Genomic DNA, 14061 nt, shown 5'->3' on the forward strand with positions numbered 1-14061 from the left:
CCTTTATGGCGTTCTTTAGTCAGAGTTAGTTAATCAAAGTCGGCTTGGTCACCGGCTGTTGGTTCTTGGGCAACACGCCCAAGCGTCGCGCAACTTCTGTGTAAGCATCAGTCAGCGAGCCTAGGTCACGGCGGAAAACATCTTTGTCGAGTTTTTGATTGGTCTCAATATCCCACAAGCGGCAGCTATCAGGGCTGATTTCGTCCGCAAGGATAAGGCGTTGGTAGTCACCCTCGTACACGCGACCAATCTCGATCTTGAAATCGATCAGTTTGATCCCGACGCCGTACATGATGCCAGACAAGAAGTCGTTCACGCGCAGTGTCAAAGACAGGATATCTTCCATGTCCTGCTGGGACGCCCAGCCGAAGGCAGCAATATGCTCTTCAGAAACAAGCGGATCGCCAAGTTTGTCGTCTTTCAGGCAGTATTCGATAATCGGGCGCGGCAATTGCGTGCCCTCTTCAATGCCAAGTCTTTTGGACATGGTGCCAGCGGCATAGTTGCGCACGATAATTTCCAGAGGAACGATCTCGCAGGTGCGCACCAATTGCTCGCGCATATTCAGGCGCTTGATAAAGTGTGTCGGCACACCGATGCTAGCAAGACCGACCATGAAATACTCGGACAGCATGTTATTCAACACGCCCTTGCCCTCGATCACGTCTTTCTTTTCCGCATTGAACGCGGTTGCATCATCTTTGAAGTATTGGATCAAAGTTCCCGGCTCTGTGCCCTCATAAAGGGCCTTCGCCTTTCCTTCGTAAATCTTTTTTCCGCGCGCCATGGCAGTGACTTTCTTTGCAGCTGATACGCGATGCGCGATTCCAATCGCGGCGTATTCTAGGGCTCTCATAGGACAAGGGGCACGTCGGGGCAAGTTACCTCTCTGGGCGATTTGTCTGGCCGATCTGTTCACCCACTGTACGCTTGGGCCTTGCAGCGCGCTTCGTGGCAACGCATATTCATTTGCAAAGCAGTGACACTTGAGGAGTGTGAATAAGATGAGCACATTTGACGACCGTGAAAACGCCTTTGAAAACAAGTTCGCACATGATGCAGAAATGCAGTTCAAAGCCGATGCACGCCGTAATAAACTGGTGGGCCTTTGGGCCGCTGAGTTGATGGGGAAATTCGGTGATGACGCCGCAGAATACGCCAAAGAGGTCATCAAGGCTGACTTTGAAGAAGCAGGCCATGAGGACGTTGTGCGCAAACTGACTGCTGATTTGGGTGATAAAGCCAGCGATGCAGAAATCCGCGCGAAAATGGACGAGTGCCTTGCGATTGCGAAGTCGCAGCTGATGTCAGACACCTGATTTTTTAATCTCTGTACGATTTGAACCGCAGCCTGTTCCAGACAGGCTGCGGTTTTTTGACTGTTGCATTTAGTCTCGCCCAAATTCTTTGACTGGACGCGTGAAGGAACTCAGTTGTTAGCACTGATGGGAATGCGTTGCGAAAACGCCCCAGCCTCTCGTCGCCAAAAGCAACGCTGACACTCTTGCTTAGACCTATTTCCTGAGCAGCCTTGCCCCAAAAACCTTTCTATAAAAAGTCTCAAAGGTGCCCTGCTCCAAGCGCAATAGATGCTTAGCTCATTATCATTATGATGATTATGAATTTGTTTCAGCATCTCGATTGTGAAACACGGTTAGAAAAACACAGGTACAGATATGACAAACGCTCTTGAGAAAATGCTCGCCGACCGTGACTGGATTTTGGCGGATGGCGCAACCGGCACGAACCTATTCAACATGGGTCTGATGTCTGGCGACGCACCAGAGCTTTGGAATGAACAACATCCCGAGAAAATCAAAACACTTTATAAATCCGCGGTTGATGCGGGGAGCGATCTGTTTTTAACAAATTCTTTCGGCGGCAATGCGTCGCGTCTGAAGTTGCACGATGCACAAGATCGCGCATTTGACCTGTCTCGCATGGCCGCGGAAATCGGTCGCGATGTTGCCGATAGCGCAGGACGTCAGATAATTGTTGCAGGTTCTGTTGGTCCGACTGGCGACATCATGGAACCTGTCGGAACACTGTCACATAGCGATGCTGTAGAAATGTTTCACGAACAAGCCGAAGGTCTGAAGGCTGGCGGCGTCGATGTTCTCTGGCTCGAAACGATATCAGCGCCTGAAGAGTATCTTGCGGCTGCGGAAGCCTTCAAGCTGGCTGACATGCCTTGGGTTGGGACCATGAGTTTTGACACGGCCGGTCGCACCATGATGGGTATGACAAGTGCTGCGATGGCTGAAATGGTTGATACAATTGAGAATTCACCGTTAGCCTATGGCGCAAACTGCGGCACGGGCGCGTCTGATCTGTTGAGGACAGTTCTAGGCTTTGCAGCCCAAGGAAATACCACCCCAATCATCGCCAAAGGCAATGCAGGAATCCCGAAATATGTTGATGGGCACATCCATTACGATGGAACGCCAGAGCTTATGGGCCAATATGCATGTCTTGCGCGCGATTGTGGCGCGAAAATCATCGGCGGATGCTGTGGAACGATGCCAGAGCATTTAAGTGCGATGCGCGCCGCTCTCGAAAGCAATGCAAAAGCTGACGTGCCAAGCCTTGATCAGATCACAACCGCACTTGGCCCGTTTTCATCTACAGGGGATGGCACCGAGGCGGATGCGCCTGTTGCGCGCCAAACGCGACGTCGCCGACGCGAGTCATAACCTCAGAAGTTCTTAAAAACTGGCAATAGGTCGGATGTGAACGCGGCAATGTCGCTAACGTCGAAGTGTAACTGCGACATTCTGACCAAATATTGTAAAGAAAACAGGCAATTGCCCACCATCAAAGGAACGGCTTATGTCCGACGAAGAAGACGACATCATCCTGGCGGAACTGGACGACGAAGAACTTGTCCAACAAATGTTCGACGACCTCTATGATGGTCTGAAAGAAGAAATCGAAGAAGGTGTGAACATCCTTCTCAGCCGTGGTTGGGCCCCTTACGACATTCTGACCAAAGCTCTGGTCGGTGGCATGACAATTGTTGGCGCAGACTTCAGAGACGGCATCTTGTTCGTGCCCGAAGTTCTTTTGGCTGCAAACGCGATGAAGGGTGGCATGTTCATCCTCAAACCACTGCTTGCAGAAACTGGTGCGCCACGTGTTGGCAAAATGGTGATCGGCACAGTCAAAGGCGACATCCACGACATCGGCAAAAACCTCGTGTCGATGATGATGGAAGGTGCCGGTTTCGAAGTTGTTGATCTTGGTATCAACAACGCCGTCGACTCCTACCTTGAGGCGCTGGAAGCGGAAGAGCCTGACATTCTTGGCATGTCTGCCCTGCTTACCACCACGATGCCTTACATGAAGGTCGTGATCGATACGCTTGTTGAGCAAGGAAAGCGCGACGACTACATCGTGCTCGTTGGTGGTGCTCCGCTGAATGAAGAGTTCGGTAAAGCCATCGGTGCTGACGCCTATTGCCGTGACGCTGCTGTTGCAGTTGAAACCGCAAAAGAATGGGTTGGTCGCAAGCACAATCAATTGGCAGGCTAAGCGCCTTAGCTTGAAAACAAAAAGCTCCGGCGCGAAAGCGTTCGGGGCTTTTTTTGTTTAAGGACAGTGAGATGCAGATTGAAGACGATGTTCTAGCCCAAGACGGTCTAACGCTACACGAGGGCGGCAAGTCCTTGATTATCGCCTGTGGTGCCCTTGCGCGCGAGATCCTTGCGCTCAAAGAGCTCAATGGTTGGGATCACCTGGATCTCACCTGCCTTCCTGCGATCTATCATGTCCATCCTGAAAAGATTACCGATGCCGTGGAAGCATCTGTTGTAAAACACAGATCAGTTTACGCACAGATTTTCATCGCCTACGCAGATTGTGGTACCGGAAGTCTGTTGGCTGCCAAATGCGCCGAACTAGGTGTCGAACTGATCAAGGGCCCCCATTGCTATTCTTTTTTCGAGGGCAATGCCGCATTTGAAAAAATCTCTGAGGATGAGTTTACCGCCTTTTATCTGACGGACTTTCTGGTTCGTCAGTTCGATGCCTTCGTGATCAAGCCCATGGGTTTGGACCGCCACCCTGAACTTCGCGATATGTACTTTGGAAACTATGAAAAACTGGTCTATCAGGCACAAACTGAAGATGCAGAGTTGACCGAAAAGGCCAAGCACTGCGCAGACCGTTTAGGTTTGCGCTTTGAGCGCCGCTTCACCGGCTACGGTGATCTTGAAACGGCGCTCGCGCAGGTGTGATCTTACAGGAAAACGCGCTCTACGAACCAATAGGCACCAACTGCAGCAATCACCAGTGATGCTGGGATGGCGATACGTTGGCGGTACCACTCTTTCGAGCCAAACCAGTAACCTACAGCCAGGAATGCGAGTGCAATGACTGTCAACTGACCAAGTTCGACACCAATATTAAAGCCGATCAATGCGGCAACAAACTGTCCTGCCGGAAGGCCAAATTCACCAAGCACAGACGCAAACCCAAGACCGTGCAGCAAGCCGAATATGAAAATAATGACAGGACGCCAGCGGTTCAATTTACTTGAGAAGACATTCTCGATTGCAACGTAAACGATCGATGCGGCGATGATCGGCTCTACAATGCTGCCCGGGATCGTCACAAGGCCAAGCGCGCCGAGCGCTAGGGTGACGGTATGCGCCAAGGTGAAAGACGTCACTTGGATCAACAAAGGCCGCAATGCGGTCGAGAAAAAGAAAAGCCCAAGGACGAACAAGATATGATCAAGTCCTTTAGGCAAGATGTGGTCAAAACCGACAGGAATGTACTCGGCAAAAACGGCAAAGAAGCCGCGTGCTTCACCGCCAGCGATCAAAATCTCAGGGCTTGTTTGCCCCCCCGCTATGTAGCCTGTGAAGGGGTTTTCGGGTCCGATTTGGCGAAGTAGCAATGACCCATACTCATCGGGCCAGCTCAGTTGCATCGTCTTTGAATTGCCCGCAACTGCCCCGCGCAATTCGAGCGTTGATGTGCGAGGCAATTCCAGATTGGACACGTCAGGAATGTCTAAGCTGTTAATATCAAGCGGCACTGCACTTCCATCGACACTCAACGTCATCGCACCAAGCATCTGCGGTGCAAAATCACGCACTCGGGCTTCTAGCTCGTCCGCAGAAAGAGCGCGCAACGCGTCGTAATCAGCCGCTTGCGGAACAATGTCGGTATCTTGCGCACTATCCAGATCGATCCCAGCAATAAAACTCTCCAGAGTGATGCGGAGGCTCAAAATCACTTCGTCTTGCTCAACGCTCAAATCGGCGACAGTCGGAACGACTTCGTGACTACGCGCAGACGTCATCGTGATAAGCAAAAGGGTTGACACGGCCAGCATCTGCACCAGCATGTTCTTTAAATTATAGAAAGCAGACATAATGACCCCCAAAAAGTTCGTTTTCGCCACGTTGATGAGCATCACCGCAGCACCCCTCGTTGCACATGAGTTTTGGATTGATAGCAAGGCGTTTCAAGTCGAAACGGGCGAGAATCTCGAAGTTTATACGAAGAACGGGCAAGAATTCGCAGGGGTTGATCTGGCGTATTTCACCCGTCGGGTTGTGCTCTTTGATCGTATTGATGCGGATGGTCGTGCAGCCGTGACACCACGTTTGGGCGATTCACCGATGACAATCGACGCGATTGAGAACGATGGGCTACTCACGCTCGTGTATCAAAGCAAGCCTGACAAACTCACATACAGGGAATGGGCGAAGTTTGACAAATTTGCCAAGCACAAAGCGTTTGGCGACGTGCTCGAAAAACATCGCGCACGCAATTTGAGCGAAGAAGAGTTCAAAGAAACTTATTCTCGCTTTGCCAAAGGCCTGTTCGCGGTTGGCGACGGTGCAGGCCAAGATGCCTTGCAAGGTTTAGAGGTTGAAATCGTTGCGCTCAAAAACCCCTACACGGATGATGTCACTGATGGTTTACCTGTGCAGGTATTTTACCGCGAAATGCCGCGCGTGAATGCGCAAGTCGAAATCTTTGAGCGCAATGCAGAGGGGATTACCGAGGTATCAACAGTTCAAACAAACGCGGAAGGTATTGCGATGGTTCCTGTAAAATCAGGATATACATACCTGCTCGACAACGTTGTTTTACGAGAACCGAGTGAAGCACTTGCAAAAGAAACAGGCGCAGTATGGGAAACGCTTTGGGCTGCGCTAACTTTTGAGGTGCGTTAACCCCCTTGTGAACCGGCTGTGCGCGCGGCACTAAGAGGGCATGAGCGACACATCAAATATCCTTTGCATCGGTTCCGTCCTTTGGGACGTAATTGGACGATCAAGCAGTTCGATGCGCCAAGGCAGTGATGTACCAGGACGCATCACACAATTGCCCGGTGGCGTTGCTTTGAACATCGCCATGACTTTGCGCCGCTTTGGGCTAAGCCCTGCGTTGCTCAGTGCGGTTGGCCAAGACCCTGCAGGCACACAGTTGATTGCCGAAGCCAAAGCGTTAGGACTGAATTGCGATTATCTTTACCGCTCAGCTGATTTGCCGACAGATAAGTATATGGCTGTCGAGGGCGCGAATGGTTTGATTGCAGCCATCGCAGACGCGCATTCGTTAGAGGCAGCTGGCGAAAAAATCCTCGCGCCTTTGCGAGACGGCACATTGGGGAGCCTAGACGCGCCCTACTCTGGCTTGATTGCCCTTGATGGCAATCTAACCCTATCGCTGCTCAGCAAAATTGCGAAAGACCCGTTGTTTGATAAGTCTGATCTTCGAGTTGCCCCCGCATCCCCGGGCAAGGCAGAACGGCTGCGCCCTTTCCTAGATCAGACGCGTGCAACTCTTTATGTGAACCTAGAAGAAGCAGAATTACTGTGCCAAACAACTTTCGAAACGGCCACTGACGCGGTGCAAACCCTGATCGAGCGCGGCGCTGCACGAGCATTGGTTACAGATGGTGGCAAACTCGCTGCCGAAGCCGATGCTGACGGTGTGCGCCAAGCTGCGCCGCCGCAAGTCTTGGTATCGCGCGTGACAGGTGCAGGTGATACGTTCATGGCCGCACACATCAGCGCAGAACTCAGCGGCGCACCAAAGCAAGATGCATTAGAACAAGCGCTGCAAGCCGCCGCGCGCTACGTTTCAGGAGAGACCACACATTGAGCCCCCTTCCCTTTATTCGCTCCGAGGCTGTGCAAGCCGCAAAAGACGCAGGCTTGCCCATCGTCGCTTTGGAATCGACGATCATCACCCATGGCATGCCCTATCCGCAAAACCTAGAAATGGCGCGCAAGGTTGAAGCAACTGTGCGCGCAGGCGGCGCAGAACCTGCGACAATCGCGGTATTGGATGGTGTTTTGCATGTCGGATTAACCGACGATGTATTGGAAAAGCTGGCGCAAACCAAAGGCGCCGCCAAGCTCAGCCGCGCCGATATGGCGGTGTGTATGGCGACAGGTCGCACCGGAGCCACAACTGTAGCGGCCACCATGATTGCTGCAAACCTTGCAGGAATTTCAGTTTTCGCAACCGGCGGCATCGGTGGCGTGCACCGCGGCGCAGAGCAAAGCTTTGACATATCAGCCGACTTGCAAGAGCTTGCACAAACTCCAGTGACGGTGGTCGCCGCAGGTCCCAAAGCAATTTTGGATGTATCTAAAACACTGGAAGTGCTGGAAACATTGGGCGTCCCTGTGATTGCGTTTGGCCAAGATGCTGTGCCGGCATTCTGGTCGTCGCAAAGCACTTACAAAGCCCCTTTACGGCTGGACACGGCCGCAGAAATCGCCAAAGCGCATAAAATGCGCGCACGCCTTGGGTTACCCGGTGGACAGTTGATCGCAAATCCCATTCCCGCAGATGCAGAGATTGTACGCTCTGAAATGGAACCTGTCATCGAACGCGCGCTCCAAGATGCGCAAACCCATGGAATCATCGGAAAATCTGTAACGCCTTATCTTTTGCAGCGCGTCTATGAACTGACCGAAGGACGTTCACTCACCGCGAATATTGCGCTTGTGCTCAACAATGCAGCACTTGCTGCACAGATTGCATGCGAAATGGCGGACAATAGAGCGTAAGTGAGCGACCAGCCATTGTGCCTTTGCAAAGCTGCGCTTAACTAAGCGTCAATGACGTTTGGAATGATCCTATGAACACCCCTTTTGATGAGAAACCACGCCGTCCTGGCCTGTTTGCTTCGCTGCGTGCGAGCTTTCTGACCGGATTGATTGTTATCGCTCCTGTTGGCCTGACGATCTGGCTGATCTGGTCGGTCATCGGTTGGATTGACGGTGTTGTTCTGCCGCTCGTGCCATATGATTTCCAGCCGGAAAAATATATCGGTATCAATCTCCGCGGCATCGGCGTTATTATCTTTTTGCTCTTCACTATTGTGGTGGGCTGGCTGGCAAAGGGCCTATTGGGTCGCTCGCTGATCCGCATCGCTGAAAATATGGTGCAAAACGTACCTGTCGTGCGCTCGATCTACTCAGGTGTGAAGCAAATCGCCGAAACCGTATTTGCGCAGTCAGAACGCTCGTTTGAGAAAGCGTGTTTGTTTGAATACCCGCGCAAAGGGATTTGGGCGATCGGTTTTATTTCGACAACGGCGAAGGGCGAAGTTGCACAGCGCGCAACAACAAGTGGTGACTTGATCAGCGTATTCGTTCCGACGACACCAAACCCAACCTCTGGCTTTTTGCTGTTTTTCCCGCGCGAGGACATCATCGAGCTCGATATGAGTGTTGAAGACGCTGCTAAGTTGGTAATTTCAGCCGGCCTTGTTTATCCAAATGAAAAAGACCCGAGCAAACCAAAGAACTAGGGTTCAGCCGAACATCGCCTGAAGATCAACACTGCTGCGTTTGCCCACATCGCCTCGATGCTTTTCTAAAAACGTGATTGCAGCGGCCTGACCCGCCCCTTTCAGGGCTGTCAAAACAGACGGAATCGCCACGGTCTTGGTTGCGACAGACAGTTCGTTCATCAGCGCATCATCCGCAATCATATGCACGTGTACACGCTTCATCGCCCCCTGATCTATTGTGCCGTCACTTATAAGACGCTGTACGAAAGAGATCGCGCGCAACTCGCGCAGAAGCGATGTGTTGAACCCGATTTCATTGATCCGGTTCTGGATTGCTTGCGGCGTTTGAGGCACCTCATCTCGCTCCAAAGGGTTGATATTTATGACCAAAATATCCTCTGGATACTGTCGCGCAAACAGCGGGAACAACGGTGGATTACCTGTGTAACCTCCATCCCAATAGGCTTCCCCCTCAATCTCGACCGCGCGAAACAGCGTTGGCAGACAAGCCGACGCAAGCAAAGCATCCGGACCAATTTCTGCACCCTGGAACACTTTGACCTTGCCGCTACGCACATTTGTCGCGCCGATGAACAGATCCGGACCTTCAGATGCACAAACGTCACCGTAATCTAAGCCCTCGACGATGGATTGCAGCGGATGATTGTAAAACGGGCCAGACGCATAGGGCGATGTCATGCGGTTTATCGCATCGGCGAAAGCATAGACTGGCGAAAGCTCAAGTGCTTTGCTCATAATCGAGGGCGAAAACAGCTCTTGCCCAAACCATTGTCTCATACCGGCTGTAGAACTGCGCGCCACTGCTTCCCAGAGCGCATCAAGCGCGGCACGACCGCCGTCATGTCCACCGCCCAGCATACCTGATTTCAAAGCAGCGGCATTCAATGCACCCGCAGAAGTCCCTGAAATAGCAGCGATCTCTAGATCATCCTCTTGCAGGAGCCGATCTAGAACACCCCAAGTGAACGCCCCATGCGCCCCGCCCCCTTGTAGAGCGAGGTTGATACGCAGCTTTGTCATTTATCTTATCTCGCTTTGAACAGACCACCGAGGATGCCGCGCACAATGCGCCGTCCTGTGGTCCCTTTGAGTTCTTTGATCACCACTTGCGCCATCGCTGCGCCAAAACCGTCGCTCTTTTTGCGGCCACGACTGGTTGAACGACTGACGCGTGTTCCATTGTAGCGGCGCGCAGATTTATACTCGCGCTCTGCGATCTCCATTTCTTCTTCTTTCGCCTCCGCCTCGGCTGCGGCTTTGGCGGCCTCATCCGCACGGGTCATCAGAATTTCGTAGGCAGATTTGCGATCAATCTTATTTTCGTATTTGCCCGCGATATGCGACGTGGCAAGGACTTGCGCGCGCTCTGCTGGCGTTATCGGTCCAAGCTGCGAACTTGGTGGGCGAATAAGGGTGCGTTCCACAACGCCGGGAATACCCTTCTTTTGCAGCATCGATGTAACTGCCTCGCCCACACCAACTTCGCGAATAGCTTCACCCGTGTCAAAACGCGGGTTATCGCGGTAGGTTTCTGCCGCTTCTTTCAATTGGCGACGATCCCGCGCTGTGAAGGCGCGCAAAGCGTGTTGAATACGATTGCCAAGCTGGCCAAGAATATCCTCGGGCACATCGGACGGGCGTTGCGTCACGAAGTAGATGCCAACCCCTTTTGAGCGGATCAGACGCGCGACTTGCTCGACCTTGTCCACTAGCGGCTTGGGTGCGCCATCAAAGAGCAAATGCGCTTCATCAAAGAAGAACACCAGCTTGGGTTTGTCAGGGTCCCCGACTTCGGGCAGTTCTTCAAACAATTCGGACAAGAGCCATAGTAGGAACGTCGCATAAAGGCGCGGTGCGCCCATCAGTTTGTCAGACGCTAGAATGTTGATACGACCACGACCATCGCTGGCGGTGCTGATAATATCACTCAGCGCGAGCGCAGGTTCGCCAAAAAGCTGCGCACCACCTTGGTTTTCAAGCACCAACAAGCGCCGCTGGATCGCGCCGATGGACCCTGTGGAGACGTTGCCATAACGCAGTGTCAATTCATCACGGTGCTCGCCCACCCAAACCAGCAAAGCTTGCAAGTCTTTTAGGTCAAGCAGCGGCATACCTTGCTCATCGGCCACGCGGAAGGCGATGTTGACGACACCCTCTTGTGGCTCAGACAGCTCAAGAAGACGTGAAACCAACAAAGGCCCCATCTCCGCGACGGTTGTGCGCACGGGATGGCCCTGTTGGCCGAACAAGTCCCAAAACGTTACTGGAAAGCGATCGTAGCTATAATCGTCAAAGCCGATCTTTTCAGCGCGCGAGGTAAAAGCCTCATGCAGCTTGAATGTCTCAGACCCGATACCCGCGAGCCCCGAAAGATCACCTTTCACATCGGTCAAAAATACCGGAACACCAGCATTTGAGAAGTTTTCAGCCAAAATTTGCAGCGTCACAGTCTTACCCGTGCCTGTCGCGCCTGCAATCAAACCGTGCCGGTTGGCATATTTCAGATTAAGCCATTGTTTGTCCGTATACTCCGGGCCGCCACCACCGACGAAAATATGATGTTCCATTGCGCACTCCAGAATTAACTTAAAAATTTAGTGCTGAGGCCTCCTCAGCGAAACGGCACGTTAACTTATTCATGTCAGAGTGCAATCGTCCACAGCCAAGTGTCCTTGTGTTGTGGGCGGACTTCCTCCCTGTCAGACTGACCGCGTCCCTTGTGGCGCGGTCTTTTTTCGTTGGGTGGATCGGTTTAATATTCTGCCTGTTATGAAAACGTTTATTTCTGGGCATCTCGCAGCTTGTTCTGCGACAATTTGTCGATTTTGCTGTTGACGCTTTGGAAACCCAACAATAGGTTACACTCAATAAGTTGGCCGGTCCGACGGGGAGAATAAAAGAAAAGGAAGACCCGCAGAGGTCTTCCTTTTTTTGTTGAGGGTCCTGCATCTATTTTGATAGCCGCCTGAAGCTTCTCGACGTGGTGAAGGGTCTTGCCAACCAAGTCGGTTTAAGCAAGATAAGCGTAATTTCGCCGCTCTATTGTGTCCAAAGCGCTGACAGTTCTTTTTACACATGATAGGCACCCACAAACGACCCTAATTCAGGACGAATTTTCTATGTTCAATCGTATGACCGCGCTTGCAGCGCTTGCATGTTTTGCCCTTATTGGCGCCGCGATGGCGCAGGAAACTGCGACAGAAGAAGAAACGCCCAACACAGTTCCCTCAAGCGAAGGCGATCTTAACCTTGGTGAGGACACATCCATTCCGCAGGTCGGCCAAACATACGTGCGCGAAGTCGTTCAAGATTGGGAAATCCAATGCGTAAAGACTGAAACTGGCGAAGGCGAACCTTGCCAGATGTATCAGTTATTGCAGAACGAAGCAGGTAACCCTGTCGCGGAAGTAAGCCTGTTTAAATTGCCGCAAGGTGGTCAGGCGGTTGCGGGCGCTACAGTGATTGTGCCTTTGGAAACCGCCCTTCAAGCGCAATTGCGTATCGCGGTTGATGGTGCGCAGAGCAAACGCTACCCCTATTCCCTATGCAACCAAATCGGATGTTTTGCGCGTATTGGTCTGACAGAGAGCGATCTCAACGGTTTCAAGCGTGGCGCGAAAGCAGTCGTAACGATTGTCCCATTCGTTGCACAAGATCAGCAAATCCAGTTGAACATGTCGTTGAGCGGCTTCACGGCAAGCTACGACATGACAACCGTTGCTCAGCAATAATCAAATCGCATTTCAGTTGATACGAAAGCGCGCCTTTGGGCGCGTTTTTTGTTAGGGAACTTTGCGCAGCGCCAAAACAGCATTCAGCCCACCAAAGGCAAACGCATTGCTCAAGGCAACGTCGACGCGCACCTCACGTGCTTCATTCGGGACAACATCTAGCGCACATTCAGGATCGGCTTCTTCATACCCGATCGTCGGGGCGATCACGCCATCCCGCAGCGCCATAATACAGGCGAGCAATTCGACAGCCCCAGTGCCGCCAATTAAATGACCATGCATCGATTTGGTCGAACTGATCATCAAATCATCTGCATATGGTCCAAACACATCTGCAACTGCGGCACATTCTGTTTTGTCATTTGCAGCTGTTCCAGTGCCATGAGCGTTGATGTAGCCGACTTCAGAGCGATCAATCCCCGCATCTTTCAAGGCCCCCGCAATTGCGCGTGCAGCCCCTTGTTTGGAAGGCATCACAATGTCGGCTGCATCAGAAGACATCGCGAACCCAGCCACTTCACAAAGAATGTCTGCTCCGCGCGCTTTGGCGTGTTCCATTTCCTCAAAAACAAAAACACCCGCCCCCTCACCTTGCACCATGCCATTGCGGTTGGCCGAAAACGGACGACAGGCATCTTTAGACATGACCCGCAGCCCTTCCCAGGCTTTTACGCCCCCAAAGCACAGCATCGATTCAGAGCCACCCGTCACCATGACATCCGCCATTCCAGTGCGCACCATTGTGAAAGCTTGCGACATTGCATGGTTGGAAGAGGCACAGGCGGTTGAGACCGTAAAGCTTGGCCCTTTAAGATTATGCTGCATCGAAACATGGCTGCACGCAGCGTTGTTCATGAGTTTAGGCACCACAAAAGGATGCACACGATTCTTGCCATCCTCATAGACAGAACGATAGTTATCATCCCATGTGCTGACGCCGCCACCAGCCGTACCCAACACAACGCCAGAGCGCGCAGACAGATCACCGGTGAATTCGAGACCTGATTGATCAATCGCTTCTCGCGCGGCGCAAAGAGTGAACTGAGTGAAACGATCATAAAGCGTCATCTGCTGTCGATTAAACAGACCTTCAGCTTCAAACCCTTTGACCTGCCCGCCAATCTGGATCGAAAGACGCTCTACATCGCGAAACTCCAGCGGACCAATACCGCATTTGCCCTCACGCATCGCGGCCATATTGGCCTCTGCGCTATGACCCAACGCACTGATCGCGCCTGCACCGGTGATGACAACGCGTCTCACGATTTCGCTGCAAGCAAACTTTCGATGCCCGCAACTATGCTCTCGACTGACGATATGTCAAAGTCACTCTTGGATGGCTCATTAGCATTGAAGGGAATGCTTACATCGAACTCTTCTTCAATCGCAAAGATGCTCTCAACAAGGCCAAGGCTATCAATACCTAGGCTTTCCAGCGTGCTCTGCGCGGTTACATCACTCGCATCGAGCATCGCTTGCTCGGCAATAATCTCGAAGACTTTTTCACGAACGCTCATGGACGTATCCTTTGTGCATGAT

Annotated in this window: 15 protein-coding genes; 9 read left to right on the plus strand and 6 right to left on the minus strand. The window is 52.2% G+C overall.

Annotated features, from left to right (window positions below):
• Positions 1–25: 25 nt before the first annotated feature.
• The gene (gene purC / locus ACTG3Z_RS08290) at positions 26–787 is read right to left on the minus strand and encodes a phosphoribosylaminoimidazolesuccinocarboxamide synthase (RefSeq protein ID WP_439142486.1); all 762 of its coding nucleotides are present in this window, start codon (positions 785–787) and stop codon (positions 26–28) included.
• A gap of 217 nt (positions 788–1004) precedes the next feature.
• Here purC and ACTG3Z_RS08295 point away from each other — a divergent pair, with 217 nt between their 5' ends.
• The 4 genes from ACTG3Z_RS08295 (at position 1005) to ACTG3Z_RS08310 (ending at position 4235) form a co-directional block, all read left to right on the plus strand.
• Positions 1005–1319, plus strand: coding sequence for a DUF1476 domain-containing protein (locus ACTG3Z_RS08295; RefSeq protein ID WP_439142488.1), 315 nt, complete (start codon positions 1005–1007; stop codon positions 1317–1319).
• A 357-nt stretch (positions 1320–1676) separates the two neighbouring features.
• Complete coding sequence (gene bmt, locus ACTG3Z_RS08300; protein ID WP_439142489.1) at positions 1677–2693, plus strand: betaine--homocysteine S-methyltransferase; 1017 nt, start codon at positions 1677–1679, stop codon at positions 2691–2693.
• Positions 2694–2829: 136 nt separating this feature from the next.
• Complete coding sequence (locus ACTG3Z_RS08305; protein WP_439142490.1) at positions 2830–3531, plus strand: corrinoid protein; 702 nt, start codon at positions 2830–2832, stop codon at positions 3529–3531.
• 71 nt (positions 3532–3602) lie between these two features.
• Positions 3603–4235, plus strand: coding sequence for a DUF1638 domain-containing protein (locus ACTG3Z_RS08310; protein ID WP_439142491.1), 633 nt, complete (start codon positions 3603–3605; stop codon positions 4233–4235).
• A 2-nt stretch (positions 4236–4237) separates the two neighbouring features.
• On the opposite strand, the gene ACTG3Z_RS08315 is transcribed toward ACTG3Z_RS08310, so the two are convergent.
• Complete coding sequence (locus ACTG3Z_RS08315) at positions 4238–5380, minus strand: HupE/UreJ family protein (RefSeq protein WP_439142492.1); 1143 nt, start codon at positions 5378–5380, stop codon at positions 4238–4240.
• A 1-nt stretch (position 5381) separates the two neighbouring features.
• On the opposite strand from ACTG3Z_RS08315, the gene ACTG3Z_RS08320 reads away from it, so the two are divergent.
• From ACTG3Z_RS08320 to ACTG3Z_RS08335, 4 genes are all read left to right on the plus strand, one after another.
• Complete coding sequence (locus ACTG3Z_RS08320; RefSeq protein WP_439142493.1) at positions 5382–6191, plus strand: DUF4198 domain-containing protein; 810 nt, start codon at positions 5382–5384, stop codon at positions 6189–6191.
• 40 nt (positions 6192–6231) lie between these two features.
• Positions 6232–7125 (plus strand): PfkB family carbohydrate kinase, encoded by an 894-nt coding sequence (locus tag ACTG3Z_RS08325; RefSeq protein ID WP_439142495.1) that lies wholly within the window; start codon positions 6232–6234, stop codon positions 7123–7125.
• Positions 7122–8042: a pseudouridine-5'-phosphate glycosidase gene (locus ACTG3Z_RS08330; RefSeq protein WP_439142496.1), complete on the plus strand. Its 921-nt coding sequence runs from the start codon at positions 7122–7124 to the stop codon at positions 8040–8042. The genes ACTG3Z_RS08325 and ACTG3Z_RS08330 overlap by 4 nt, the downstream gene beginning before the upstream one ends.
• Positions 8043–8113: 71 nt before the next feature.
• Positions 8114–8788: a DUF502 domain-containing protein gene (locus ACTG3Z_RS08335; protein WP_439142497.1), complete on the plus strand. Its 675-nt coding sequence runs from the start codon at positions 8114–8116 to the stop codon at positions 8786–8788.
• A gap of 3 nt (positions 8789–8791) precedes the next feature.
• Here the strand turns inward: ACTG3Z_RS08335 and ACTG3Z_RS08340 are convergent, their stop codons facing one another.
• Entirely contained in the window at positions 8792–9811 is a 1020-nt protein-coding gene (locus ACTG3Z_RS08340; RefSeq protein ID WP_439142498.1) for a patatin-like phospholipase family protein, read from the minus strand.
• 5 nt (positions 9812–9816) lie between these two features.
• Positions 9817–11358 carry a helicase HerA-like domain-containing protein gene (locus tag ACTG3Z_RS08345; protein WP_439142499.1) on the minus strand — a complete coding sequence of 514 codons (1542 nt, stop codon included), beginning with the start codon at positions 11356–11358 and terminating at the stop codon, positions 9817–9819.
• A 552-nt stretch (positions 11359–11910) separates the two neighbouring features.
• Here ACTG3Z_RS08345 and ACTG3Z_RS08350 point away from each other — a divergent pair.
• Complete coding sequence (locus ACTG3Z_RS08350; protein WP_439142500.1) at positions 11911–12522, plus strand: invasion associated locus B family protein; 612 nt, start codon at positions 11911–11913, stop codon at positions 12520–12522.
• Positions 12523–12573: 51 nt separating this feature from the next.
• Here ACTG3Z_RS08350 and ACTG3Z_RS08355 read toward each other — a convergent pair whose 3' ends face one another.
• Positions 12574–13785: a beta-ketoacyl-[acyl-carrier-protein] synthase family protein gene (locus tag ACTG3Z_RS08355; RefSeq protein WP_439142501.1), complete on the minus strand. Its 1212-nt coding sequence runs from the start codon at positions 13783–13785 to the stop codon at positions 12574–12576.
• Positions 13782–14039 carry an acyl carrier protein gene (locus ACTG3Z_RS08360; RefSeq protein WP_439142503.1) on the minus strand — a complete coding sequence of 86 codons (258 nt, stop codon included), beginning with the start codon at positions 14037–14039 and terminating at the stop codon, positions 13782–13784. Before ACTG3Z_RS08360 ends, ACTG3Z_RS08355 begins: the two co-directional genes overlap by 4 nt.
• Between the last annotated feature and the right edge of the window lie 22 nt (positions 14040–14061).

The organism is Planktotalea sp. (genome assembly GCF_965659345.1).
GTDB lineage: Bacteria > Pseudomonadota > Alphaproteobacteria > Rhodobacterales > Rhodobacteraceae > Planktotalea.

Excerpts from the sequence above, each read along its gene's own strand:
- ACTG3Z_RS08295 (WP_439142488.1), top strand. The coding sequence starts at position 1,005 with ATGAGCACATTTGACGACCGTGAAAACGCCTTTGAAAACAAGTTCGCA.
- ACTG3Z_RS08325 (WP_439142495.1), top strand. The coding sequence starts at position 6,232 with ATGAGCGACACATCAAATATCCTTTGCATCGGTTCCGTCCTTTGGGAC.
- ACTG3Z_RS08350 (WP_439142500.1), top strand. The coding sequence starts at position 11,911 with ATGTTCAATCGTATGACCGCGCTTGCAGCGCTTGCATGTTTTGCCCTT.
- ACTG3Z_RS08360 (WP_439142503.1), bottom strand. The coding sequence starts at position 14,039 with ATGAGCGTTCGTGAAAAAGTCTTCGAGATTATTGCCGAGCAAGCGATG.
- ACTG3Z_RS08310 (WP_439142491.1), top strand. The coding sequence starts at position 3,603 with ATGCAGATTGAAGACGATGTTCTAGCCCAAGACGGTCTAACGCTACAC.
- ACTG3Z_RS08340 (WP_439142498.1), bottom strand. The coding sequence starts at position 9,811 with ATGACAAAGCTGCGTATCAACCTCGCTCTACAAGGGGGCGGGGCGCAT.
- ACTG3Z_RS08335 (WP_439142497.1), top strand. The coding sequence starts at position 8,114 with ATGAACACCCCTTTTGATGAGAAACCACGCCGTCCTGGCCTGTTTGCT.
- ACTG3Z_RS08320 (WP_439142493.1), top strand. The coding sequence starts at position 5,382 with ATGACCCCCAAAAAGTTCGTTTTCGCCACGTTGATGAGCATCACCGCA.
- bmt (WP_439142489.1), top strand. The coding sequence starts at position 1,677 with ATGACAAACGCTCTTGAGAAAATGCTCGCCGACCGTGACTGGATTTTG.
- ACTG3Z_RS08345 (WP_439142499.1), bottom strand. The coding sequence starts at position 11,358 with ATGGAACATCATATTTTCGTCGGTGGTGGCGGCCCGGAGTATACGGAC.
- ACTG3Z_RS08305 (WP_439142490.1), top strand. The coding sequence starts at position 2,830 with ATGTCCGACGAAGAAGACGACATCATCCTGGCGGAACTGGACGACGAA.
- purC (WP_439142486.1), bottom strand. The coding sequence starts at position 787 with ATGGCGCGCGGAAAAAAGATTTACGAAGGAAAGGCGAAGGCCCTTTAT.
- ACTG3Z_RS08315 (WP_439142492.1), bottom strand. The coding sequence starts at position 5,380 with ATGTCTGCTTTCTATAATTTAAAGAACATGCTGGTGCAGATGCTGGCC.